Source organism: Amycolatopsis echigonensis (assembly GCF_002846615.1).
In the GTDB taxonomy this organism is placed as follows: Bacteria; Actinomycetota; Actinomycetes; order Mycobacteriales; family Pseudonocardiaceae; genus Amycolatopsis; species Amycolatopsis echigonensis.
On sequence record NZ_PJMY01000003.1, the window covers coordinates 3,072,303 to 3,093,814 of the forward strand.

Consider the following 21,512-nt stretch of genomic DNA (forward strand, 5'->3'; position numbering starts at 1 on the left):
ATGAGGTCCGCTGTGATACCCGCCAGGTATTACGCTGGTTTCGTGGACGATCTCGAGACCCGCGAACTCCGCTACTTCGCCGCGGTCGCCGAAGAACTGCACTTCGGCCGCGCGGCCGAACGGCTCGGGATCGCTCAGCCGCCGCTCTCGCGTGCGATCGCCCAGCTCGAGCGGCGGCTCGGAGTCCAGCTCCTCGAGCGAAACCGCCGCGGCGTCGAGCTGACCGAGGCGGGGCGGGTGCTGCTCCGCGAATCCCGGCTGGCCCTCGACGCGGTCGCGGCCGCCGCCCGCCGCGCGCGCCGAGCTGGGGACTCGCAACTGATTCTGGCGACCAAAGCCGGGGCATCGCACGAACTCTTGCAGCGTCTTCTCGGCTCCCCGGAAGCGCCGCCGGTCGAGATCTTGCTGTGCGAGGTCGGCGAGCAAGCCGGCCTGCTGCGCGACGGGTCCGCCGACGTCGCGATCATGCACCGGCCGTACGACGACGTCGCCGGATTCGACACCGAGGATCTCCATGTCGAGGGCCAGGTCGCGATCCTCCCGGCCGCACATCCGCTCGCCGCGCGGGACACCCTGACCATGGCCGAGGTCAGCGACGTGCCGGACCTGCCGATCGCCCGCTGGCCCCGCCTCGACGGCAGCTACCCGGAGGGTCCGGGCCCGGAAGTGCGCACCCAGTCGAAACTCGCCCAGCTCGTCGCGCTCGGCCGGACGCTGCTGGTGATCCCGGCGTCCAGCCGGGCCTGGCAGTGGCCGGAACACGTCGCGGTCCCGGTCGTCGACGCCCCGGACGTCACCACGGTGATCGGCTGGCCGCCGAACAGCCACTCCCCCGAGCTGGCCGCCCTCGTCCGCGCCGCGGTCGCGCTGCGTACGGAATCGCCCGTCGGCTGAACGTCTTACCCGCACTTGTCCACAGGCGAATCACGCCCGATCGGCCTGGCGAGCCCGCGAAACCTCAGCTGGCCTGGGAAAACGCCGCCGCGTCGCCCTCACACGCGACGCGTAGCCGGTCCAGCGGCATGCCCACCGCGTCGGCGATCGCCGCCACGGTGAAAAACGCGGGTGTCGGGATCCGGCCGGTCTCGATCTTGCGCAGGGTTTCGACCGAAATGCCCGCTTCCGCGGCCACGTCGACCATGCTGCGCCTGGCCCGGGCCGCGCGCAGCACCAGGCCGAGCCGCTCGCCGCGGGAGCGTTCTTCGTCGGTGAGAGGCACGCGGACCATGCCGTTCAGTTTAGCCACAGAGTTGTCCACTGCCTGTGGATAACTCTGTGCACAAGATGTCGAATCCCGTGGACAACCGCCGTCCGGCACAAGCTCTTGGGGCATTCGAGGCGTCCCGGCCCCGCCGATAGGGGTAGCAAACGGCTCTCCGTGGTCGCTTGGAAGCGGGTTGTCCCCGAGGTTGTCCACACCCTGGAACGTGTTCGTAGTGCTGATCGAATCGATATCGAACTCGTATGACGGCGGGATGACCGGGGTCTAGGGTCAGGCGGTCGCGTGTCACGTAAGTGTTAGGTGAGGTTCGATGTCCACTGCCAAACCGGGCGGTCGGGTGCGCGGGTTCCAGTTCAGTGCCTGGAACCTGCTGTTGCTGATCCCGTTGCTGATCCTGGTCACGCCGCTGTTCAACTTCGACGGGCCGCGGCTGTTCGGCCTTCCGTTCTTCTACTGGTTCCAGCTGGCGTTCGTCGTGGTGGGCGTGCTGTGCACCGGCATCGTCTACCTGGCCACCAAGGACAAGCCGCGGAACGTGCGCCGGGACGAGCTGAGCGTCGACGACCTGGACGAGGGGGAGACCCGATGAGCCACATTCAGTGGGTCGAGCTGATCGTCTTCGCGTTCCTGTTCGTCGTGGTCACCGTGCTGGGCTTCGTCGCCTCGCGCTGGAAGGCCGCCGGCACCCTGGACCACCTCGACGAATGGGGCCTCGGCGGCCGCAAGTTCGGTTCGTGGATCACCTGGTTCCTGCTCGGCGGCGACCTCTACACCGCCTACACCTTCGTCGCCGTGCCCGCGCTCGTGTTCAGCGCCGGTGCGCTCGGCCTGTACGCGCTGCCTTACACGATCGTCGTCTACCCGATCGTCCTGCTGCCCGCGCTGCGCATGTGGTCGGTCAGCCGTTCGCGCGGCTACGTGACCCCGGCCGACTTCGTCCGCGGCCGCTTCGGCTCGCCGACGCTGGCGCTGCTGGTCGCGATCACCGGCATCGTCGCGACCATGCCGTACATCGCGTTGCAGCTGGTCGGCCTCGAAGCCGTGCTGCGCACGATGGGCATCAACGGCTCCGGCATCGTCGGGCACCTGCCGCTGCTGGTCGCGTTCGTCATCCTGGCGCTCTACACGTACCAGTCCGGCCTGCGCGCGCCCGCGCTGATCGCGTTCGTCAAGGACATCCTGATCTACATCGTGATCATCGTGGCGGTCCTCTACCTGCCCGCGAAGCTCGGCGGCTGGGACCACATCTTCAACACCGCCAAGGCAACGCTCGCCAAGCCGAACCCGAACACCGGCAAGCCCGCCGGTTCCATCCTGCTCACCTCGAGCAACCAGCTCCAGTACGCGACGCTGGCGCTTGGTTCGGCCCTCGCGCTGTTCCTGTACCCGCACTCGCTCACGAGCGTGCTCGCCTCGCGCGGCCGCAACGTGATCAAGCGGAACATGGTGGCGCTGCCGGCCTACTCGTTCGTGCTGGGTCTGCTGGCGCTGCTGGGTTATGTCGCGATCTCGGCGGGCGTCAAGCCGCTGAAGAACGCCGCCACCGGAAAGCCGGACGGCAACACGATCGTCCCGCTGCTGTTCGACTCGCAGTTCGCGAACTGGTTCGCGGGCATCGCCTTCGCCGCGATCGGCATCGGCGCGCTGGTGCCCGCCGCGATCATGTCGATCGCCGCGGCGAACCTGTGGACCCGCAACATCTACAAGGAGTACATCCGCAAGGACGCGACGCCGAAGCAGGAGGCGAAGCAGGCCAAGCTGGCGTCGCTGGTGGTCAAGCTGGGCGCGGTGCTGGTGATCATCCTGATCGACCCGCAGTTCTCCATCGATCTGCAGCTGATCGGCGGCGTGCTGATCCTGCAGACCCTGCCCGCGGTGGCGATCGCCCTGTACACGCGCTGGTTCCACAAGGCGGGCCTGATCGCCGGCTGGATCGTGGGCATGGGCTGGGGCCTGATCATGCTGTACGGCATTCCCAACCCGGCCAACGGAAAACTCCACTTCGGCGGTTCCGCGCTGGCGATGGGCAACCTGTCGGTCTTCGGCTGGCACCCGTTCCGCGGCACCGGTCTCGCCGTCGTGCAGATCTACCCCGGTTTCGTGGCCCTGATCGCGAACATCGTGGTGGCCGCGGTGGTTTCGGTCATCGCACGGGCCCTGAAGTGGAGCCCGGGCACCGACGAAACCGCGCCCGAGGACTACCACGCCGACGAACACGACAAGGACCTGCGCCCGATCGGCGCACACTGAGTCCTTTTTAGACAGAGGCCCTCGCGTCGTTCTCCGGCGCGGGGGCCTCTCGCGTTTTCCCGATCATCGCCTTCGCGACGACGTACAGCACCACCGCGTTGAGCAAATGCCACAGGAAGTGCGTGCCTGCCGGGAAGTCCCCGCAGACCACCCCGTCGATGGTGCGGAAGGACAACGACAACGCGAACACCGCGGCGGCCATCGTGAAGTGCAGCCAGTACGAGTCGCGCTTGACCGCCAACGCGATGGCGAACCCGGAAAGGCCGGCGAGTGCTGGCAGATACAGCCCGCCGCCAAGCGCCGCCGAAGCCCCGGTGAGGATCAGGAAAGCCGGTGCCCCCAGCCACGACCATGTGGCTTTGGCTTGAAAGAAAACCCGGGGGAAGGCCGCGGCGTAGAACAGGGTGAAGACCAGGATGGCCGCGGAGTCGGCGACCGCTCCCCACCTCGTGGCGACCAGGTGAAACACACTGCTGGCAACGAAGATCAACCCGATCAGGACGGCAAGCACCCGTCCGATCCGCTGCCCGTCGGCGCGCCACCAGACCATCCCGGCGGCGACGAGAAAGGCCAGGTTGGCCAGGTCGTTGAACGGCTCACCCCAGAGCCCGGGCGCGGTGCGCTCGCAGTAACCGTCCACGTACGCGGTCCAGTTCACGGGGTAAGCAAACTCCTTCCGGGTGAACGGGGTGCATCCGGGGTCAGCCGTCAGACACCTTGGCGCGAACGACCCCTCCCGTACCCGAACCGCGCGGGTTAGCGTGGGCGGCATGACCAACCCCGTGAGCCGGTTTCCCATGACGGAACTCGAAGACCTTCCCGACGATCTCCGCGAGCGCGTCGGCGCCATCGCGGAGAAATCCGGCTTCACGCCGAACATCTTCCGCGCGCTCGGCCACCGGCCCGCCGAGTTGAGAGCCTTCCTCGACTACCACGACGCGCTCATGGAACGCGACGGCGGACTCACCAAGGCCGAACGCGAACTCGTCGTCGTAGCCACCTCCGGCGCGAACCACTGCACCTACTGCATCGTCGCGCACGGGGCGATCCTGCGGATCCGCGCGAAGGACCCGGAGCTGTCCGACCAGGTCGCGACCAATCCGTGGCAGGTCGAACTCGACGAGCGCGGCCGGGCGATCGTCGATCTCGCGTTGGCGTTGTCGCACGATTCCGCGTTGTTCGGCGAGGGCGATCTCGCGATGGCGCGCGAGGCGGGCCTGACCGAGGACGAGATCTGGGACGTCGGCGCGATCACCGCGTTGTTCGCCATGTCGAACCGGCTCGCGCATCTGACCGCGCTCAAGCCGAACCCGGAGTTCTACTTGATGGGGCGTCAGAAGCGGTAGAACGGCCCCGGCAGGTCGCGGCTCATCTCGAACCTTGTGCGCAGCCAGTCTCGCAGGCGGTGCACGGGTTTCGTCCACACTCGCGGCGCGGGCCCGAAATACCTCGGGTCCGCGTGCGGGGTGAACGCGTCGCCGGTCAGGATGACTGCGTCGTGGCCCAGCGGGCAGTGCCCGGACACCGAGATCACGCCGCGCGTCAGGTTTTCGACCCAGTCGACCTCGTCGACGCCCAGCAGCGTGCGGCGATCACACACGGCGCAGTACAGGACGAACATCTATAACTCCCGCCGCCAGGTTTCGCCGGTCACGAGGGGGCCGAACGCGTCCGTCTTCTCCTCGCCGACAAGTTCGAATCCGGCACCGCGGTAGATCCCGCGCGCGGCGGCGAGCACCGACAGCGTCCACAGCTCCATCGACCGGTACCCCCGCGCACGGGCGAATTCGACGCATTCGCGCACCAGCCGTTTGCCGACGCCGTGTCCGCGTGCGGCCGGTTCCAGCAGGAGCAGCCGAAGTTTCGCGGTGCCTTCCTCGTCGCCGGGAGTGCAGAAGATGCTGCCGACTCGTTCGCCGTCGAGTTCGGCGATCCAGCCGGCTTGGCGCGGGTCGTCGCGGTGTTCGGCGAAGTCGGCGATCACGCGGGCGACGAGGGCTTCGAAGCGTTCGTCGAGGCCGTACTCCTCGGCGTACAGCGCACCGTGCCGGTGCACCACCCAGCCGAAGTCGCCCGGGCGCGGGGCGCGCAGGGTGACCACCGGTTCCGGTGACGATTCGCCGACGAGAGCGGTGATGGTCCCCATCGCGCCGAGCAGACGGCGCTGGTCCGCGTCCGCGAACTGGTCGAGGAGGCTGCCGATCTGGCTGGCCGAGCGGTGGTCGAGGTCGGCGAAGGCGGCGTGCCCTTCCTCGGTGAGCGTGACGACCTGGCGGCGCGCGTCGTCCACGCAGCGTTCGCGGGTGATCAGGCCGCGGGTTTCCAGCCTGCCGAGCAGCCTGCTCGCGTAGCCGCCGTCCAGGGCGAGCCGTTTGCGCAGATCACTGACCTGCAGCTGGTTCTGTTGGGCGAGTTCGAACAGCACCCGCGCTTCGCTCAGCGAGTATTCGGCGTCGGCCGGTCCCTCGTCGAGGACTCCGATCACGCCGGTGTAGAGCCGGTTGAACGCGCGAACCGTGGCGACGCGTTCGGCAAGGACGGAATCCGGCATGGGGACCACCTCGACTCAATCGTTGACTTAGTCAAGCATCTCCCCGTCGTCCGCTCGGGGCAAGCGAATTCCCCCGGTGGTGGTGCGGCGACGGAAGTGGTCCAGACATATGGAAACCCCGTGATGCTGCCAGGTCGGGGGTCCGCCAGCATCACGGGGTCGTAGTGGGTATCGACGCGGCTCTCCGCGGCGTTACACCCAGGGTGCACTGTGGTCTAGATCACTCACGTGAGTGACCCACCAACAGGGTGGTCGTGCAGGTCAGCGCATGAACGGCTGACGCGCCTGGGCGAGGGCGATGAGCTCCTGCCGGACCGTCGAGGTGGCCGCGGTGTCGATCGCCCGGTTCAGTGCCCGGCGAGTGCGAGCCTCGGCGCGACGGGCACGGAGCTTGGCGGCGATGTTGCTCATGGTGTTCTGCATCCCCTTCAGAGGTCTTCGGTGGCTGTGTCTCTAGTATGCACCTTTTTTCACAAGGATGCCAACGAATCTACGGTGATATGGGGCACTTGCCGAATAAACAACGGCTAAATTGGGAAGATCGCCGGACAGATCTCGTGTCGGCAGTCACAAGCCGCTAACGCGCTCATGGTCTCTACGGGTATCTAGCAAAATCTCTATATATAGCTAGGCAGTCGCATAGACCGGTAGCGAAGGGAAGAATCGCTCAGTCGCGGCCGAGCAAGTAGTGCCCGAAGTGCGGCACGGTGAAGGCGATCTGCCCGCGTTCGGCGGAGTAGACCAGGCCTTTCTTCATGAGACTGTCGCGCGCCGGCGACAGCGACGACGGCTTGCGCCCCAAGTAGACGGCCACATCGGCGGTGCCGGCGGCCTCGTCGCGGCCTTGCGTCAGCTCGGCCATCGCGAGCAGGTACTCGCGTTCGGCGGGCGTCGCGCGTTCGTAGCGCGACCCGAAGAACCCCACGGCCAGCTCGGATTCCGCTTCCGGTGCGGCGACCTGTACGTCCTTCACGGTGATCGGGTCGGCGGGCGCGGCGTCCCAGGCGGCCTTGCCGTAGGCCTGAATGAAATACGGATAACCGCCGGACGCGTCGAAGAGCGCGTCGAGCGCCTCCGGTTCGATCCCGGCGTCCTCTCGTTCGATCGGAGCCATCACCGCGTAGTCGGCGTCCTCGCGGCTGAGCCGATCGATGCGTGAGTAACGGAAGAGCCGTTCGGAGTACGACTTCGACGCCGACAGCACCGCCGGCACGTGCGGCAATCCCGCCCCGACCACGACCAGCGGGGCACCAGATTGCGACAGCTCGTGGCAAGCCGCGCACAGCGCCGAGACGTCGTCTGGCTGCAGGTCCTGGATCTCGTCGATCAAGAGCGCGACGCCGGTGCCGACGTCCGCGGCCAACTCCGCGACGTCGGTGAACAGTTCGACCAGGTCGATCTCGATGTCACCAGAATCCGCGCGGCCCTGTGCGGCGGGCACGTCGATGCCGGGCTGCCAGCGGTCGCGCAGTTTCGCGTCCGGCTTGTTCGCCTTGAGCGCGAACGCTTTCAGCACCCCGAGCACTTCCTCGACCCGGTCCGGCGCGCGATGCCGTACCGCGAGGTCGCGGATCGCCCGGTGCAACGCCGCCGACAACGGACGCCGCAGTTCCGCGTCCGGCCGTGCTTCGATCTTGCCCGCGCCCCAGCGGCGCCGGACGGCCATCGACCGCAACTCCCCCAGCAGCACCGTCTTGCCGACGCCACGCAGGCCGGTCAGCACGAGACTGCGCTCCGGCCGCCCGCGAGCGACGCGTTCGAGGACGACCTCGAACGCCCTCAGCTCCCTTTCGCGGCCAGCCAGCTCCGGCGGCCGCTGCCCGGCGCCGGGCGCGAAGGGGTTGCGGATGGGGTCCACTCTGTCACCGTATCGAGGTATCTAGCGTCGGCCCGATATTCCGCCATATACACAGATAGGCCAGCGTGGCGCGCCACTCCGTTGAGGGTGGCGGAGGGGAGGAAGGCGGAGGTGTCGCGGAAGGATGGCCGGGTCTGCAGCCCCGTCCATCCTTACCCCCAGCGCATCATCTGACGGAGCGTTAGTCCCTCAGGTTCCGTTCCGCGTAGATCTTCATCGCGTCGCGGATGTACTCGGCCGTGCCGGGGCCGTGCTTCTCGTCGTACGCGCCGTACCGCGGGTCGTCGACGTACATCTGCCCGAGACCGGCGAAGTACCCCTTCGAGATCTCCACGCCGGTGGGCTTCAGCCATTCGTGCAGCCGCGCGGTGACAGCCTGCGTTTCGGCTGAACCGGCGTCGTGACCAGCGTCGCGAGCGGCTCCGAACGCGGTGCCGATATCCACCTGTTCCTGCTGGTGGGCCTTCTTCTCGGCCGCCGACAGCGATCGCCACCACTGGTCGCCCTTGCGGTAGGCCTCGGCTCCCCAGCGCCGGGTGACCTCTTCCTCGTACTGGGTGTGGTCGAAGCCGTCGAACATTTCCTCTGCCATCAGTCGTTCACCTCCCTTCAGTTTCGCCAGCGTGGTCCGGACGGAATCGATCTGCCGCCCGATCCGCTGCTGCTCTTGGTTCAGCAGCGCCAGGTGCGTTTCGAGCGCCGCGACGCCGTCGCGCTGGCCGTCGAGCACCTCGGCGATCGCGGGCAGGCCCAAGCCCAGGTCGCGGAGCAGCAGGATCCGCTGCAGCCGGACGAGCGAGTCCTCGTCGTAGTAGCGGTAGCCGTTGCTGCCGATCCGCGTCGACGGCAGGAGCCCGACGGCGTCGTAATGCCGCAGGGTCCGGCTCGTCGTGCCCGCGAATCGGGCGATGTCCTGGATCGACCATTCCGTCCTGACCACGGCTTCGACGGTAGAGGTTGACGTAGCGTCAAGGTCAAGCTCGAAGCCGCTAGAACTGTCTAAGGCAATCTAGAAACAGAGCAATATTCAGCTAGGTATCGCTAGCGCGGTTCGGCGGGGAGCGCGGCGGGCAATCCCGGTTGTAGGTTCTTCTGCAGGGATTCCAGACCAGAGAGGCGAGACCGTGATACTGCGCCGGGTGGCACGTCCACTGCTCGCGTCGATCTTCGTGTTCGGCGGCATCGGTGCCCTGCGCGACACCCAGGGCCACGCGAAGGCGGCCGAACCGTTCCTCACCGAGACCTTCGACAAGGTCGAGGGCCTGGTTCCGGACCAGGTCCCGCGCGATCCGGCCACGCTGGTGCGGATCGACGCGGCGGTCAAGATCGGGGCCGGGCTCGCGCTGGCGAGCGGCAAGGCCCCGCGGCTCGCGGCGGTGGCGCTGCTCGGCTCGCTGGTGCCGACGACGCTGGCCGCGCACCGCTTCTGGCAGCTGACCGATCCGGGCGAGAAACAGGCCCAGCAGATCCAGTTCGTCAAGAACGCGTCGCTGGCCGGCGGTCTGCTGCTGGCCGCGAGCGACACGGCGGGCAAGCCGTCGCTGGGCTGGCGGGCCCGGCGTGCGGCGAAGAAGGCGGGCAAGCGCGCCGACAAACTCGCCAAGCGCGCGGAGAAGTCGCTTACCGACTGACAACGCGAAAAGGCCGCCGTCCGAGTGCTCGGACGGCGGCCTTTCGTGCCCTTACTTCTCCAGAATCGCGGTGACGCCCTGGCCGCCGGCCGCGCAGATGGAGATCAGGCCGCGTCCGGAGCCCTTTTCGTTCAGCAGTTTCGCGAGCGTCGCGACGATCCGGCCGCCGGTCGCGGCGAACGGATGCCCGGCCGCGAGCGAGGAACCGTTCACGTTCAGCTTGGTGCGGTCGATCGAGCCGAGCGGCGCGTCGAGGCCGAGCTTCTCCTTGGCGAACGCCGGGTCCTCCCACGCCTTGAGCGTCGCGAGCACCTGCGACGCGAACGCCTCGTGGATCTCGTAGAAGTCGAAGTCCTGCAACGTCAATCCAGCGCGCTCGAGCATCCGCGGCACCGCGTACGCCGGGGCCATCAGCAGGCCCTCGTCGCCGTGCACGTAGTCGACAGCGGCGGTCTGGCTGAACGTCAGGTACGCCAGCACCGGCAGGTTGTGCGCCTTCGCCCACTGCTCGGTCGCGAGCAGGACGGTCGACGCGCCGTCGGTCAGCGGCGTCGAGTTGCCCGCGGTCATGGTCCCGTCCGGGCCGCCGTAGACCGGCTTGAGCTTGGCGAGCTTTTCGACCGACGAGTCCGGGCGGAGGTTCTGGTCGCGGGTGAGCTTGAGGAACGGCGTGACCAGGTCGTCGAAGAAGCCGCGGTCGTAGGCGGCGGCGAGGTTGCGGTGGCTGGTCGCGGCCAGTTCGTCCTGCGCCTCGCGGGTGATGTCCCAGACCTTCGCGGTGAGCGCGGCGTGCTCCCCCATCGACAGCCCGGTGCGCGGTTCGGCGTTGCGCGGGATCTCCGGGACGATGTGGCCCGGGCGGATCTTCGCGACCAGCTTGAGCCGGTCGGCGAGCGTCTTCGCCGCGTTGAGCTGCACGAGGATCTGGCGCAGGTCGGCGTTCACCGCGAGCGGGGCGTCACTCGTGGTGTCCACGCCGCCCGCGATCGCCGAATCGATTTCCCCGAGGGCGATCTTGTGGGCGACGTTGATGACTGCCTGCAATCCGGTGCCGCAGGCCATCTGCACGTCCGACGCCGGCGTCGCGGGCGAGAGCTTGCTGCCCAGCACGCTTTCGCGGGCGAGGTTGAAGTCCTTGGAGTGCTTGAGCACCGCGCCGGCGGCGACCTCGCCGATCACCTCGCCCTGCAGCGAAAACCGGCTGACGAGACCGTCCAGCGCGGCGGTGAACATGTCCTGGTTCGAGGCCCGGGAGTACGGGCCGTTCGACCGCGCGAACGGGATCCGGTTCCCGCCGACGATCGCGACCTTGCGCACCGCCGGGCTTTTCCTGGTCGCCATGCCGTCCACCTCTCTGAGTCGTCCCTTTCACACTGTAACCTACTAGCGAGTAGGTTAGACTGCGACGTGACGCAGACTGCACGGGAGGCACGTGATGGCGGACAGGTACCAGCAGTTCACGAAGACCCCGCTGGGGAAGTTCGTGGTGCCGAAGCTCGGCCTGCCCAATCCCGCGACGTTGCGCCGGTACCGTCCCGGCCAACCCGCTCTTGAGGGTCCCGCACTTCTCGGCGCCGCGCCCGGCGGACGACTGGAGAAGACCGTCCGGGCGCAGCTCACCGAGGCCGGCATCGAGGTGATCAGCGCGCCCGCCGACCGGCACGCGGCGCTGGTCTTCGACGCCACCGGCGTGAAGGATCCGGGACAGCTGCGCGAGGTCTACCGGTTCTTCCACCCGGTGATCCGCAAGGTGGGGCCGTCCGGCCGGGTCGTCGTGCTCGGCACGCCGCCGGAGCTGGCCGAGGGTCGCGAGCGGATCGCGCAGCGCGCGCTGGAAGGATTCGTCCGCTCGGTCGGCAAGGAACTCAAGCGCGGCGCGACGGCTCAGCTCGTCTACGTCGCCGAAGGAGCGGAGGAAGCGGCCGAGTCGACGCTGCGGTTCCTGCTGTCGGCGAAGTCGGCCTTCGTGGACGGCCAGGTCATCCGCGTCGGCACGCACGCGAAGACCGCGCCCACGCCGGAGAACTGGGAAAAGCCCCTGGACGGCAAGGTCGCGCTGGTCACCGGTGCGTCGCGGGGCATCGGCGAAGCGATCGCCGAAACGCTGGCCCGCGACGGTGCGCACGTGGTCGCACTGGACATCCCCGCGCAGGGCGGCGATCTGTCCGCGGTAGCCAACCGGATCGGCGGCTCGGCGCTGCAACTGGACATCACCGCGGCCGACGCGCCGGCCAAGCTCGCCGAATACCTCACTGAACGCCACGGCGGCGTGGATGTCGTGGTCCACAACGCGGGGATTACCCGCGACAAGACGCTCGGCAACATGACCGAGGGCGGCTGGGACTCGGTGATCGCGGTGAACCTCGCCGCGCAGCTCGCGGTGAACGACAAGCTCCTCGGCGACAAGATCCTCCGCGAGAACGGCCGCATCATCGGGGTTTCCTCGATCGCGGGCATCGCAGGGAACGTCGGCCAGACGAACTACGCGACGTCGAAGGCCGGCGTGATCGGGATGGTGAACGTCGGCGCGCCGCAGCTCGCGGAGTACGGCGGCACGATCAACGCGGTCGCGCCCGGGTTCATCGAGACCAAGATGACCGCCGCGGTACCGCTGTTCATCCGCGAGGCCGGACGGCGGCTGTCCAGCCTCGGCCAGGGCGGGCTGCCGGTGGACGTCGCGGAAACCATTGCCTGGTATGCCAATCCGGCGTCGGCCGCGGTCAACGGGAACCTGGTCCGCGTGTGCGGCCAGGCGCTGCTGGGGGCGTGAGGGATGGCCGTCCGCGAAGTGACGAGCGCGCCGAGCCTGGCGACGCTGTACCCCAAAGCCCTGCTGCGCCGCGGCGGCGGATCGACCCTCCCGACCACCGAATTGGTGCGTCCCGAGGTCGTCGTGGACCCGGCACACGTCGCGGCCTACAACGAGGTCTGCGGATTCCGGTTTTCGGACGAGCTGCCGGCGACGTATCCGCACATGCTGGTCTTCGGACTGCAGATGGCGCTGATGACCGAGCCGGGTTTTCCGTTCCCGCTGCTGGGCTTGGTGCACGTCGAGAACCGGATCACGCAGCACCGTCCGTTGCTGCTCGGCGAGACGTTCCGGGTGAGCGTGCGCGCGGAAAACCTGCGCCCGCACGAAAAAGGCAGCCAGTTCGACATGGTGAGCGAGGTCCACTCCGGTGCGGACACCGTGTGGAGCGAGGTGTCGACTTATCTCCGCCGCACCGGTTCGGGCTCCGGGTCTTCGGGTCCGCGTGCTCAGCTGACTCCCCCGACGCCGTCCGCGTTGTGGCACGTCCCGGGCGACATCGGCCGTCGCTACGCCGAGGTTTCCGGCGACCGCAACCCGATCCACCTGCACCCGCTGACCGCGCGCCTGTTCGGTTTCCCGCAGGCGATCGCGCACGGCATGTGGACGAAGGCGCACGCGCTGGCGTCCTTCGAGGGCCGGCTGCCGGACGCGTTCAGCGTCGCGGTCCGGTTCAAGCAGCCGGTGCTGTTGCCCGGTCGCGCGGCGTTCACGACGTGGCAGACCGACGACGGATGGGCCTTCGAGCTGTGGCACGCCCGGAAGCCGAAACCGCACCTGGACGGGGTGATCTCAGCCCTCTGAGGGCTTCCAGACCTGCCCCTCGACGAGGTCGTTGAACCCCAGCCACACGAGGTTCATCAGCCAGGACGCGAGCACGCCGTCGGAGATCTCCGGGTGGTCCAGTGCCCAGTCGGCCAGCGACTCCGCCGCGCCGACCAGCGCCGCGGCCAAGCCGGGTCCGGAGAACTCCGTCTGCTCGCCGAGGCCCTTTCGGGTGCCCGCGGCCACTACGAGCGCCGCGACCAGCTCGATCGCGCGCGTGCGCATCGCGGTGATCTCCGCCGCGAACCCGCCGCCGACCGTCAAAGCCTGGCGGTGCAACACGGTCCAGGACTCGCGGTATTCGGCGACGAAGCGATAGAACGAGCGCAGGCCGTGCCACAGCTGCATGTCCGGCGGGAGATCGGGCTGCACTCCGGCCTGGATGGCTTCCAGCAGGCGGGTCGCCTCACGCTGGATGCTCTTGCCGAAGAGGTCTTCCTTCGAGCCGAGGTAGGTGTAGATCATCGGCTTCGAGACGCCCGCGACCTCGGAGATCTCGTCCATCGACGCCGAGTGGTAGCCGTGCTGCGAGAACACCTGCACCGCGGCGTCCAATATCTGGCGTTCACGGACCGCCCTCGGGAGCCGCCTCGCTCGCTCGGGTGGGCGCTGATCTTCGTCGGGCACCGTGCTCTTTCCTCCCTCTCGCTGGCACGGACGGTACCCGTCCCCAGGTCGGCGGCGTTGCTTGCCGCACTACCTACTCACCGGTAGCCTTACGTCGGAAAGTTCCGGAAGGGGTGGAAGATGGCCGACAACCCGGAGGCGACCAGCACTGACCTGGCCGGCCTGCGCGGGGTCGCGCTGCTGGACGCGCTGGACCGCACCGAAGTCGTCGACGCGAGCGCGCTCGACGTCAACGCGGTCGCGGACGCCATCGACCCCCGCGAGCTGGGCCGTTCCGACATGAACCGGCTGCTGGCCGCGCTGGTCCGGCTTTCGGAGCAGGTGCCGGCGTTCTCGCTGGACAAGGTCGACCCGACGAAGTTCGCCACACTGGTCGCGCGCGCGTCGCGGGCACAGCTGGAAGCCGTGGTCGCTGACCGTCCGCTGCGGGAGCGAGTGCTGGACGAGATCTTCGCGCGCATGGGAGCGCACATCCGTGCGAAGTCGCTGCGCGCGGTGGTGCACTGGCGGCTGGCCGGCGGCACCGGCGAGGGCGGCTACGACCGCTACGAGACGGTGCTTTCCGACGGAACCTGCACGGTGTCCCGCGAAATGCGCGAGAAGCCCCGCGTGACGATTACGCTTTCGCCCGTGGACTTCTTCCGCATCATCACCCACCAGGCCACGCCCGCGGTGCTGTTCGTCACCGGGAAACTGAAGGTCAAGGGCGACCTGGCCTTCGCAGCCGGGCTGGTCGGCCACTTCGACCTGCCCCGACCGGCCTGAGCCGCTCCCGTGTCCCGCTGGCGCTCGCGCATGCGTGCCGCGCACTCACCTGGTGAGCACGCGGTGAACGGTTTCGCGCGCACTCTCGAGGTGGGCAAACTGACGCCGGAGCAGTTCGTGCAGGTCCTGGAGACGCTCCACATGCTCGGCACCGCCGGAGCCGGCATCGACATCGCTTCGCTGACGACGCAGTCCCTGGTGGACGTGGTGGCCGCCGCGACCCGCGAGCAGCTGAAAGGCATCGCCGACCACGACGAGCTGCGCGGGGTTTTCCTGGACGAGATCTTCCGCCGGATGTCGGAACACTTCCGCCCGGAACGAGCCCGGCACGTGGACATCGTGGTCTCGTGGCGCTTCCCCGCCGGAGACGATTTCGACCGCTACCAAACGGTCATCGAGGACGGCCTGTGCGTGTCGAGCACCGACCTGGCCCGCACCCCGGACACGACGATCACCGTGGCGGTCGAGGACTTCATCCGCATGGCGACCGGTACCGCGGCGGTGGCGGCGATGTTCGTGACGGGAAAGGTAAAGGTCAAGGGCGAGTACGCGCCGGCGGTGCGGTTGTCGGGGTATTTCGACATTCCTAAGCCCACTGGGTCGGACTAGCCCGCGGCTTCGAGGCTCATTTCCCCACGCGCCAACGGCATCAGGTAGTTCTCCGACAGCCACCGCACCACCGGCACGCACACCGCGTCCCCGAAGCCGAAGAGTGCCTGGTTGTTCCGCAACCCATCCAGCGCGTACGTCCCCGCTCCCATCAGCCGGGCGTACTCGCGTGGCGTCATCCAGCGGACTCGCACGCTTCCCCGCCCGGCCTGCACGACCGCCTGTTTAGAGGACCCGCCGCGGGCGGTGCGCAGGCAGCCGGAGATGTCGTCGGGCCGGACTTCCCACACTGGCTTCCCGTTTCGGGTGCGGCGGTAGGCCGTCCGGTACACCAGCTGTTTTCCCGCCTGGAGCTGTGTCAGTCGTTCCAACTGGAGCGGCGACAGCGACCCGATGAACCCCGACGTGCGAAGCGGATTCCACCAACGCTCGTCATCGGCGGGAAGGCGTTCGACGGCGGCGGACAGGCCGGTGACCAGCAGCGGCGGCGGTGCGGGCAGGGCGGCGCGATGTGTCCGCAACGCGGGGTCGAGCGCGAGCCAAGGCGGGCGGAGCGGGGAGGGCACGGGCGAGTCCGAGGGCGGGTTTTGCGCGCCGACGATGAACAACCTGGGCCGCGACTGCGGGACGAACCGGCGGGCGTCGAGGGTCAGGACATCGGCGGAGTAGCCGAGACGGTTGAGTTCGCGGATCGCCGCGCGGAGGTCCTCGCCGCCGTGGCTGGTGGCTAGTCCTACGACGTTTTCCAGCGCCACTACCGGCGGACGGTCCGCGCCCAGTTCGTCGAGGATGCGGGTGAATTCCCAGAACGTCGACGAGTGCGAGCCCGCCAGGCCGCGGCGCCAGCCGGCCAGCGAGAGATCCGTGCAGGGGAAGGACGCCCAGGCCAGGCTGAGGCCGGCGGGCAGATCTGCGCCGCGGAGGGCGGCGACATCGCCCAGTACGTACTTGTGCGCGCCCTGGTCGTTGAAGTGTGCCTCGTACATGGCTTGCTTCGCCGGTTCGATGTCGTTGGACCACGCGACGTCGAAGCCGGCCGGTTCGAGGCCTAGGCGCACGAGACCGATGCCGGCGAAAAACTCCGCGGCGGTGGGCTGACCCGGTAGAGGCATGGCGCCAACATTAATGGGGCCGGCGTTCCTTCACGGTTTCGATCACCCGCGACGCGGCGACATCGGTCGCTTCGTGTTCCCAGATGCGCACCGACAGCCAGCCCGCTTCGAGCAGCAGCGCGTCGGTATTCGCGTCGCGGCGGCGGTTGGTTTCGATCTTGGTCCGCCAATAATCGGCATTGTTCTTCGGCCACGTGCCGTGCTCCGGGCAGCCGTGCCAGAAACAGCCGTCCACGAAAACCGCGACGCGGGCGGGGCCGAACACCAGGTCAGCCTCGCGGCGGACCCCTTTCACCGGACGGCGGTGGACTCGGTAGCGGTACCCGGCGGCGTGCAGGATCTTGCGCAGCGCCATTTCGATCCCGGTGTTGCGGGACTTCTGCTTGCTCATGCGGGCGCTCACCGCGGAAGTCGTTTCCAGCCGCTCCACGGGAGTCATTGTGGCAAAGGCTCAGCCTTCGACGATCCGGCCTTCGATCACCGGGTGGTTCTTCGGCCGCGGTTCCTCCGCGACGACCTCGCTGTCCACCACCATCACCGGACCTCGGCGCTGGTTGGCGTACCGGATGGCGCGCTTCTCCGCGCGGCGCAGCCAGAACCGCCGGGCGACCGAGCGCGTCGGGGGCAGCAGGAACAGCAGGCCCAGCACGTCGCTGACGAAACCGGGGAGCATGATCAGCACGCCGCCGAGCGCGACGAGCATGCCGTCGGTCAGCTCCTTCTCCGGGTTGCGGCCGGACTGCGCGGTGGCCATGAACGCGCGCATCGCCTTCCCGCCCTCACGGCGGGCCAGCCACGAGCCCACGAACGCGCCCGCGATCAGCAGACCGATCGTGCCGAGCACACCGACGACCGAGCCGACCGCCCAGACGGCGGCGACTTCAGCGATGACGTAGAGCAGGAACACGACAGCCATACTCGGTGAACGAACGAGTGCCGCGATTTGCTCCCGGACTCGGAACAGCCCAGGTCAGAGGGCTCGCAGGAACGCGGACACCTCGCGCGGCGAGCGCAGCAGCACCTGCCGCGCGGACGGGGCTTCGGTGGCGATCCGGTGCAGCATCAGCGGGCGGCGGGTCGGCCACTTCCAGATCCACTGGACCAGCTCGGCGTCGACCTTCGACACGCACCCGGCGGCCTGCGTCTCCTGCCCCCATTCGCGCACCAACCGACGCACGACGCGGGAAAGGCAGACGTAGCGGGAGGCGTCCAGCAGCACGACGGTGTCGGCGAACGGCAGCCGCAGGTCGAAGGTCTTGCTGTAGTTGCCGTCGATCACCCAGCTGTCCGTGCTGGCGGCTTCGGCGACCGCGGCGCGGAACTCCTCTGGCGGGGCCGGGACCCAGCCGGGACGCCAGTAGAGCCGGTCCAGATGGACGACCGGGATGTCCAGAGCGGCGCCGATGCGCCTGGCCAGGGTGGATTTTCCGGCCCCGGAACACCCGGTGACCATGATGCGTCGCCCCATGTCCGGCAGCCTAGAGCCAGACCGGGAGGAAACTCGCGGCAATTAACCCGAGCACGAGGAGATCTGGTCCGCGGACGAGCTGCCGCACCAGGCCAGCGGGGATCAGGACGCCCTCGTACAGCACCATTCCCATCGAGCTGAAGTCCAGCGGGCCCCGGGTCACGGAACGAACGGCAGCGAGCGCGGCGAGCAGGACGGCTACGACCGCGCTGATCGAAGCCGGGATGCCCAGCAAGAGGACCACGCCCGCCCAGATCAGGGCGAGCAGGCAGAGAAAAGCGCAGGTCACGACGTGCAGGCGCAGGTTGGACGCGTCCAGCCAGCGGCGCAGCCCGGGCACTCGATGCAGCTGCGCGACGGGTGCGGTGAAGGGCAGCAGCGCCAGATAGCCGCCGACGTACCCGCGCCGCAGCGTGGCCCGCCACGCCAGCGCGAGGCCGGTGCACAGCACGAGCACGCTGCCGAGCGCACCTACGGGCGCGCCGCCGATCAGCTGGCTCCGCACGAGTTCGGTGTTGTAGAACGGCGATCCCAGCAGGCCGGCCGCGACGACCAGCGCCAGGACCAGATCCGGACGTTTCACAGGTCCACCACGTAATCCGCGACCTCGTCCGCGAGCGGCGGGTGATGGCTCGCCACGACGACCGCGGCGCCGCGTCGCGTGCTGGTGGTGACGAGAGTGGACAGCCAGGCTCGGCCGGCGGCGTCGAGCGCGCGTTCCGGTTCGTCCAGCAGCAGCACCTCGTGCGGGCGCGCGACCGCGGCGTGCAGCAGGAGTCGACGTCGTTGTCCGGCGGACAGTTCCGACGCGGGCACATCGGGAGCCGGGACCGGGCCGTCGGCCAGTTCGCCGCCGAAGGAATTGCGCAGCAGATCGAGATGCTGGCGTGGCGTGAGTTCGTCGAAGAGCGCCGAATCGTCGAAAAGGACGGAAACCCGGCGGCGGAAAGCGGCGGACCGCTCGTCCGGCGGTCCGCCGCAGACGGACACGGAACCGGACGTCGGCGCCTGATTCCCGTAGAGACAGCGCAGCAACGTCGATTTGCCCGCCCCGTTGGCACCGCGGACGACCAGGCATTCGCCGGCGTCGACGGCCAGGTCGAGACCGCTGAACAGCGCCGTCTCGCCCGCGGTGACCCCCAGGTCTTGAGGGGTGATGAGCACGAAACCCCCTCGGCTGATCACCCCAAGATAGTCACTTCAAGTACGCCTCCGCTTGCAGCGTGAACAATTCCGCGTACCCGGCATCGGCCGCCATCAGCGCTTCGTGCGTTCCGTATTCCGCGACTTTCCCTTGATCCAGCAGCAGAATCCGCTCGGCCTGACGGACCGTCGAGAACCGGTGCGAGATGTACAGCGTCGTCCGCCCGCGCGACAACGTGTGCAGCCGATTGAACAGGTCGTGCTCGGCTTGCGCGTCCAGTGCCGACGTCGGTTCGTCGAGGATCAGGATCGGAGCCTCGCGCTGAAAGGCCCTGGCCAGCGCGATTTTCTGCCATTCCCCGCCGGACAGCGACACGCCCTGGTCGAACCACCGGCCGAGCGGGCTGTCGTACCCGGTGGCCAGCCGGGCGATGCGCTCGTCGGCTCCGGCGCGGCGGGCGGAGTCCTCGATGTGCTCGCGATCGGTGAGCCGGTTCAGGTCGCCAAGGCCGATGTTCTCCGCCGCGGTTCCCTGGTAGGTCACGTAATCCTGGAACATCGCGCTGATCTTGGTGCGCAGTTCGACCGGGTCGTACTCGCGGATGTCCACGCCGTCCAACAGAATCCGGCCCGCCGTGGGGTCGTACAACCGGCACAGCAGCTTGAACAACGTCGACTTGCCCGCGCCGTTGCGCCCCACCACCGCGACGGTTTCGCCAGGACGGATCTCGAAACTCACCCCGTGCAGTGCCGGTTCGTCCGCGCCCGGGTAGCTGAAGCTCACCGACTCGAACTGGATGTGTCCCTCCACTGTGGACGGAACCGGCCGCGGCCGCGCGGGGGCGGTGATTTCCGGTTTGGTGTCGAGGAACCGGTACAGCGTGTCCAGGTAGAGATTGTTCTCGTACATCCCGGAAAACGCGGTGAACAGGCCGGTCACCGAGCTTTGCACGGACGTCGCGGCGGCGGTGTACAACGCCAGGTCGCCCAGCGTGAGCCGTCCGCCGACCGCTTCCAGCGCGATGTACAACGCGATCGCCGAACCGGCCAGCGTGCTCAGCAACCCCCACGACGTCGAGCTGACATTCCGCTTCACGGTCAGCTTCCGCTGCCGTTCGTAGGCCACCACGCCCAGCTTCCGGAACCGGTCCACGAAGTACGGGCCGAGGCCGAACAGCTTGGTCTCCTTGGCATACGTGTCCGTGGTGACCAAAGAGGACAGATAGTCCATCCGCCGTTTGATCGGCGACATCATGAAGGTGAGCCAGAACGCCCGCGAACCGTACTTCGACTGCGAGATGAACGCCGGAATCGGGGCCAGCAAAGCGACCAGCGCGAGCAGCGGACTGATCGACACCAGCAGGGCGATCATGCTGGCGAAGGTGATCAGTGTCCGGATCAAGCCGAGCGCCGAGGTCATCATCGACAACGGACGGGTCGGCGCTTCCTGCGCGGCCTGACGCAGCATGTCGTACGACGTGGAACCCTCGAAATACGCCAGGTGCAGGTCGCTCGCGTGCCGCATGACCTGGTGCCGGATGGTGAGCGTCATCCGTTCCTGCAACAGGGATTGCGCGATCGTGGTGATCGCGCTGCTGATCGCGGTCGCCGCCAGCACGCCGAACTGGAACAGCGTGATGCGCACGATGTCCGCGGTCGACCCGCGATGCTGGATCGCCGCGACTACCGAGTCCAACAGGATCTTCGCGAGGTACGCGGTGACCGTCGGCAGCAGCCCGGACGCCAGCGTGACCGCCGCGAGCAGGATGGTCAGCGTCGGGCTCGCCTGCCAGGTCAGCTTCGCGACCTTCGGCAGGCCGCGCACGGTGCCCGCCACCGATGTGCGCATTCGCGACAGCCGCGCCCGCAGGCCTTTCGGCTGTTCCGGCTGCTCCGGTTCCGGGATGTCGACCGGCCCGGTGAGCCCGCTGTCCGGCACGGTTTGCGCCATCCGGCGGCGACCGCGGCGGCCCAGGACCATCTCGATCCCACCCCCACCGCCGGGGATCACGCCAGCACCGAACCGTGCAGGAAGACGTCGATGACCTCGTCAGTTGTCGGGGAACCGGGCATCGGGCGGGACTGCGTGAACAGCAGTGCCAAGAAAAGCGAAGCGGCCTTGTCGACCGGCAACCGCAGTCGGGCGGCGTCCGGGACGAACAGCTCCCGCACCGCGCGCTGCATCGCCTCGAGAGACTCTCGCCTGCTGTCCCCAGTCACCGACTTGCGGTTGCGCGCCTCCTCCGCCGACGCGCGCGGCCGTCCCTTCATGGTCGCGGCCATCACCGCGCCCATCCGCTGGAGGTGCGCGTTCATCGCTTCGGCAGCCTCCGCCAGCCGCTTCTCCAACGGCAGCGCAGCCGGGATCTCCCCGATCATCTCCAACGCCTCCGCCGGGTCGAGCGCGGCTTCCACGCACGCGTCGAACAGTTCGTCCTTGTCCGTGAAAACCCGGAAGATCGTGCCCTCGCCGATCCCGGCGGCCCGGGCGATCTGCGCGGTCGTGACCCCGCGACCGTGCTCGACGACCAGCGGAAGCACCGCGCGGACGATCATCCGCCGCCGGTCGTCCGGCGCCATCCCCGGCGCTCTTTTCCTCGTCTCCATGCTCGCCACGATACGGAGTGAGCGCTCACTCCGTC

At 68.3% G+C, this 21,512-nt stretch carries 26 protein-coding genes; 9 read left to right on the forward strand and 17 right to left on the reverse strand.

Annotated elements, in window-relative coordinates; all coding sequences use genetic code 11:
• A complete protein-coding gene (locus tag ATK30_RS19385) occupies positions 1-894 on the forward strand; it encodes a LysR family transcriptional regulator (protein ID WP_208637372.1) in 894 nt (297 codons plus the stop codon).
• Positions 895-958: 64 nt separating this feature from the next.
• Here ATK30_RS19385 and ATK30_RS19390 read toward each other — a convergent pair whose 3' ends face one another.
• The gene (locus ATK30_RS19390; protein ID WP_101436794.1) at positions 959-1,228 is read right to left on the reverse strand and encodes a helix-turn-helix domain-containing protein; all 270 of its coding nucleotides are present in this window, start codon (positions 1,226-1,228) and stop codon (positions 959-961) included.
• Between the two features lie 304 nt (positions 1,229-1,532).
• Here ATK30_RS19390 and ATK30_RS19395 point away from each other — a divergent pair, with 304 nt between their 5' ends.
• Together ATK30_RS19395 and mctP are read left to right on the forward strand one after the other, a co-directional pair.
• On the forward strand, positions 1,533-1,811 hold the full coding sequence (locus ATK30_RS19395; protein ID WP_101436795.1) for a DUF3311 domain-containing protein: 279 nt from the start codon (positions 1,533-1,535) through the stop codon (positions 1,809-1,811).
• Positions 1,808-3,472: a monocarboxylate uptake permease MctP gene (mctP, locus tag ATK30_RS19400; RefSeq protein WP_101436796.1), complete on the forward strand. Its 1,665-nt coding sequence runs from the start codon at positions 1,808-1,810 to the stop codon at positions 3,470-3,472. Before ATK30_RS19395 ends, mctP begins: the two co-directional genes overlap by 4 nt.
• A 7-nt stretch (positions 3,473-3,479) precedes the next feature.
• Here mctP and ATK30_RS19405 read toward each other — a convergent pair whose 3' ends face one another.
• Positions 3,480-4,130 (reverse strand): hypothetical protein, encoded by a 651-nt coding sequence (locus ATK30_RS19405; protein WP_101436797.1) that lies wholly within the window; start codon positions 4,128-4,130, stop codon positions 3,480-3,482.
• Between the two features lie 112 nt (positions 4,131-4,242).
• Here ATK30_RS19405 and ATK30_RS19410 point away from each other — a divergent pair, with 112 nt between their 5' ends.
• Entirely contained in the window at positions 4,243-4,818 is a 576-nt protein-coding gene (locus ATK30_RS19410; RefSeq protein ID WP_101436798.1) for a peroxidase-related enzyme, read from the forward strand.
• Here the strand turns inward: ATK30_RS19410 and ATK30_RS19415 are convergent.
• The 5 genes from ATK30_RS19415 to ATK30_RS19430 all read right to left on the reverse strand — a co-directional run bounded on the left by ATK30_RS19415 (position 4,806) and on the right by ATK30_RS19430 (position 8,821).
• Positions 4,806-5,093 (reverse strand): hypothetical protein, encoded by a 288-nt coding sequence (locus ATK30_RS19415; protein WP_101436799.1) that lies wholly within the window; start codon positions 5,091-5,093, stop codon positions 4,806-4,808. The two genes, ATK30_RS19410 and ATK30_RS19415, sit on opposite strands and share 13 nt — an antisense overlap.
• Positions 5,094-6,023: a bifunctional helix-turn-helix transcriptional regulator/GNAT family N-acetyltransferase gene (locus tag ATK30_RS19420; RefSeq protein WP_101436800.1), complete on the reverse strand. Its 930-nt coding sequence runs from the start codon at positions 6,021-6,023 to the stop codon at positions 5,094-5,096.
• Positions 6,024-6,284: 261 nt separating this feature from the next.
• The gene (locus tag ATK30_RS45375; protein WP_162836041.1) at positions 6,285-6,434 is read right to left on the reverse strand and encodes a hypothetical protein; all 150 of its coding nucleotides are present in this window, start codon (positions 6,432-6,434) and stop codon (positions 6,285-6,287) included.
• Positions 6,435-6,690: 256 nt separating this feature from the next.
• Entirely contained in the window at positions 6,691-7,881 is a 1,191-nt protein-coding gene (locus ATK30_RS19425; protein WP_101436801.1) for an ATP-binding protein, read from the reverse strand.
• 181 nt (positions 7,882-8,062) lie between these two features.
• A complete protein-coding gene (locus tag ATK30_RS19430; protein WP_101436802.1) occupies positions 8,063-8,821 on the reverse strand; it encodes a MerR family transcriptional regulator in 759 nt (252 codons plus the stop codon).
• Positions 8,822-9,005: 184 nt separating this feature from the next.
• Here ATK30_RS19430 and ATK30_RS19435 point away from each other — a divergent pair, with 184 nt between their 5' ends.
• Positions 9,006-9,512: a DoxX family protein gene (locus tag ATK30_RS19435; protein WP_101436803.1), complete on the forward strand. Its 507-nt coding sequence runs from the start codon at positions 9,006-9,008 to the stop codon at positions 9,510-9,512.
• 51 nt (positions 9,513-9,563) lie between these two features.
• Here ATK30_RS19435 and ATK30_RS19440 read toward each other — a convergent pair whose 3' ends face one another.
• The gene (locus ATK30_RS19440; RefSeq protein WP_101436804.1) at positions 9,564-10,853 is read right to left on the reverse strand and encodes an acetyl-CoA C-acetyltransferase; all 1,290 of its coding nucleotides are present in this window, start codon (positions 10,851-10,853) and stop codon (positions 9,564-9,566) included.
• Positions 10,854-10,947: 94 nt separating this feature from the next.
• Here ATK30_RS19440 and ATK30_RS19445 point away from each other — a divergent pair, with 94 nt between their 5' ends.
• Positions 10,948-12,282 carry a 3-oxoacyl-ACP reductase gene (locus tag ATK30_RS19445; protein WP_101436805.1) on the forward strand — a complete coding sequence of 445 codons (1,335 nt, stop codon included), beginning with the start codon at positions 10,948-10,950 and terminating at the stop codon, positions 12,280-12,282.
• 3 nt (positions 12,283-12,285) lie between these two features.
• Positions 12,286-13,125 (forward strand): MaoC/PaaZ C-terminal domain-containing protein, encoded by an 840-nt coding sequence (locus ATK30_RS19450; RefSeq protein ID WP_101436806.1) that lies wholly within the window; start codon positions 12,286-12,288, stop codon positions 13,123-13,125.
• On the opposite strand, the gene ATK30_RS19455 is transcribed toward ATK30_RS19450, so the two are convergent.
• Positions 13,114-13,773 (reverse strand): TetR/AcrR family transcriptional regulator, encoded by a 660-nt coding sequence (locus ATK30_RS19455; RefSeq protein WP_101436807.1) that lies wholly within the window; start codon positions 13,771-13,773, stop codon positions 13,114-13,116. The two genes, ATK30_RS19450 and ATK30_RS19455, sit on opposite strands and share 12 nt — an antisense overlap.
• Before the next feature lie 120 nt (positions 13,774-13,893).
• Between ATK30_RS19455 and ATK30_RS19460 the strand changes: the two genes are divergently transcribed.
• Together ATK30_RS19460 and ATK30_RS19465 are read left to right on the forward strand one after the other, a co-directional pair.
• The gene (locus tag ATK30_RS19460; protein WP_101436808.1) at positions 13,894-14,538 is read left to right on the forward strand and encodes an SCP2 sterol-binding domain-containing protein; all 645 of its coding nucleotides are present in this window, start codon (positions 13,894-13,896) and stop codon (positions 14,536-14,538) included.
• Positions 14,539-14,568: 30 nt separating this feature from the next.
• The gene (locus ATK30_RS19465; protein WP_183125632.1) at positions 14,569-15,147 is read left to right on the forward strand and encodes an SCP2 sterol-binding domain-containing protein; all 579 of its coding nucleotides are present in this window, start codon (positions 14,569-14,571) and stop codon (positions 15,145-15,147) included.
• On the opposite strand, the gene ATK30_RS19470 is transcribed toward ATK30_RS19465, so the two are convergent.
• The 8 genes from ATK30_RS19470 to ATK30_RS19505 are packed head-to-tail and all read right to left on the reverse strand — an operon-like array spanning position 15,144 to position 21,450.
• On the reverse strand, positions 15,144-16,259 hold the full coding sequence (locus tag ATK30_RS19470; RefSeq protein WP_101436810.1) for a DNA cytosine methyltransferase: 1,116 nt from the start codon (positions 16,257-16,259) through the stop codon (positions 15,144-15,146). The two genes, ATK30_RS19465 and ATK30_RS19470, sit on opposite strands and share 4 nt — an antisense overlap.
• Before the next feature lie 10 nt (positions 16,260-16,269).
• Positions 16,270-16,698 carry a very short patch repair endonuclease gene (locus tag ATK30_RS19475; RefSeq protein ID WP_101436811.1) on the reverse strand — a complete coding sequence of 143 codons (429 nt, stop codon included), beginning with the start codon at positions 16,696-16,698 and terminating at the stop codon, positions 16,270-16,272.
• Positions 16,699-16,710: 12 nt separating this feature from the next.
• Positions 16,711-17,175, reverse strand: coding sequence for an FxsA family protein (locus tag ATK30_RS19480; RefSeq protein ID WP_101436812.1), 465 nt, complete (start codon positions 17,173-17,175; stop codon positions 16,711-16,713).
• Between the two features lie 54 nt (positions 17,176-17,229).
• The gene (locus ATK30_RS19485; protein ID WP_101436813.1) at positions 17,230-17,727 is read right to left on the reverse strand and encodes a P-loop NTPase family protein; all 498 of its coding nucleotides are present in this window, start codon (positions 17,725-17,727) and stop codon (positions 17,230-17,232) included.
• A 10-nt stretch (positions 17,728-17,737) separates the two neighbouring features.
• The gene (locus ATK30_RS19490) at positions 17,738-18,310 is read right to left on the reverse strand and encodes a hypothetical protein (RefSeq protein ID WP_101436814.1); all 573 of its coding nucleotides are present in this window, start codon (positions 18,308-18,310) and stop codon (positions 17,738-17,740) included.
• Positions 18,307-18,912: an ABC transporter ATP-binding protein gene (locus tag ATK30_RS19495; RefSeq protein ID WP_101436815.1), complete on the reverse strand. Its 606-nt coding sequence runs from the start codon at positions 18,910-18,912 to the stop codon at positions 18,307-18,309. The genes ATK30_RS19490 and ATK30_RS19495 overlap by 4 nt, the downstream gene beginning before the upstream one ends.
• Positions 18,913-18,922: 10 nt before the next feature.
• Positions 18,923-20,857, reverse strand: coding sequence for an ABC transporter ATP-binding protein (locus ATK30_RS19500; protein ID WP_101440937.1), 1,935 nt, complete (start codon positions 20,855-20,857; stop codon positions 18,923-18,925).
• Positions 20,858-20,877: 20 nt separating this feature from the next.
• Complete coding sequence (locus ATK30_RS19505; RefSeq protein ID WP_167442196.1) at positions 20,878-21,450, reverse strand: TetR/AcrR family transcriptional regulator; 573 nt, start codon at positions 21,448-21,450, stop codon at positions 20,878-20,880.
• Between the last annotated feature and the right edge of the window lie 62 nt (positions 21,451-21,512).

What these genes read in the sequence shown, in the direction of transcription:
- ATK30_RS19420 (WP_101436800.1), bottom strand. Translation starts at nt 6,023, where the DNA reads ATGCCGGATTCCGTCCTTGCCGAACGCGTCGCCACGGTTCGCGCGTTC.
- ATK30_RS19395 (WP_101436795.1), top strand. Translation starts at nt 1,533, where the DNA reads ATGTCCACTGCCAAACCGGGCGGTCGGGTGCGCGGGTTCCAGTTCAGT.
- ATK30_RS19480 (WP_101436812.1), bottom strand. Translation starts at nt 17,175, where the DNA reads ATGGCTGTCGTGTTCCTGCTCTACGTCATCGCTGAAGTCGCCGCCGTC.
- ATK30_RS19485 (WP_101436813.1), bottom strand. Translation starts at nt 17,727, where the DNA reads ATGGGGCGACGCATCATGGTCACCGGGTGTTCCGGGGCCGGAAAATCC.
- ATK30_RS19415 (WP_101436799.1), bottom strand. Translation starts at nt 5,093, where the DNA reads ATGTTCGTCCTGTACTGCGCCGTGTGTGATCGCCGCACGCTGCTGGGC.
- ATK30_RS45375 (WP_162836041.1), bottom strand. Translation starts at nt 6,434, where the DNA reads ATGAGCAACATCGCCGCCAAGCTCCGTGCCCGTCGCGCCGAGGCTCGC.
- ATK30_RS19470 (WP_101436810.1), bottom strand. Translation starts at nt 16,259, where the DNA reads ATGCCTCTACCGGGTCAGCCCACCGCCGCGGAGTTTTTCGCCGGCATC.
- ATK30_RS19460 (WP_101436808.1), top strand. Translation starts at nt 13,894, where the DNA reads ATGGCCGACAACCCGGAGGCGACCAGCACTGACCTGGCCGGCCTGCGC.
- ATK30_RS19475 (WP_101436811.1), bottom strand. Translation starts at nt 16,698, where the DNA reads ATGACTCCCGTGGAGCGGCTGGAAACGACTTCCGCGGTGAGCGCCCGC.
- ATK30_RS19410 (WP_101436798.1), top strand. Translation starts at nt 4,243, where the DNA reads ATGACCAACCCCGTGAGCCGGTTTCCCATGACGGAACTCGAAGACCTT.
- ATK30_RS19390 (WP_101436794.1), bottom strand. Translation starts at nt 1,228, where the DNA reads ATGGTCCGCGTGCCTCTCACCGACGAAGAACGCTCCCGCGGCGAGCGG.
- mctP (WP_101436796.1), top strand. Translation starts at nt 1,808, where the DNA reads ATGAGCCACATTCAGTGGGTCGAGCTGATCGTCTTCGCGTTCCTGTTC.
- ATK30_RS19465 (WP_183125632.1), top strand. Translation starts at nt 14,569, where the DNA reads ATGCGTGCCGCGCACTCACCTGGTGAGCACGCGGTGAACGGTTTCGCG.
- ATK30_RS19445 (WP_101436805.1), top strand. Translation starts at nt 10,948, where the DNA reads ATGGCGGACAGGTACCAGCAGTTCACGAAGACCCCGCTGGGGAAGTTC.
- ATK30_RS19385 (WP_208637372.1), top strand. Translation starts at nt 1, where the DNA reads ATGAGGTCCGCTGTGATACCCGCCAGGTATTACGCTGGTTTCGTGGAC.
- ATK30_RS19440 (WP_101436804.1), bottom strand. Translation starts at nt 10,853, where the DNA reads ATGGCGACCAGGAAAAGCCCGGCGGTGCGCAAGGTCGCGATCGTCGGC.
- ATK30_RS19505 (WP_167442196.1), bottom strand. Translation starts at nt 21,450, where the DNA reads ATGGCGCCGGACGACCGGCGGCGGATGATCGTCCGCGCGGTGCTTCCG.
- ATK30_RS19450 (WP_101436806.1), top strand. Translation starts at nt 12,286, where the DNA reads ATGGCCGTCCGCGAAGTGACGAGCGCGCCGAGCCTGGCGACGCTGTAC.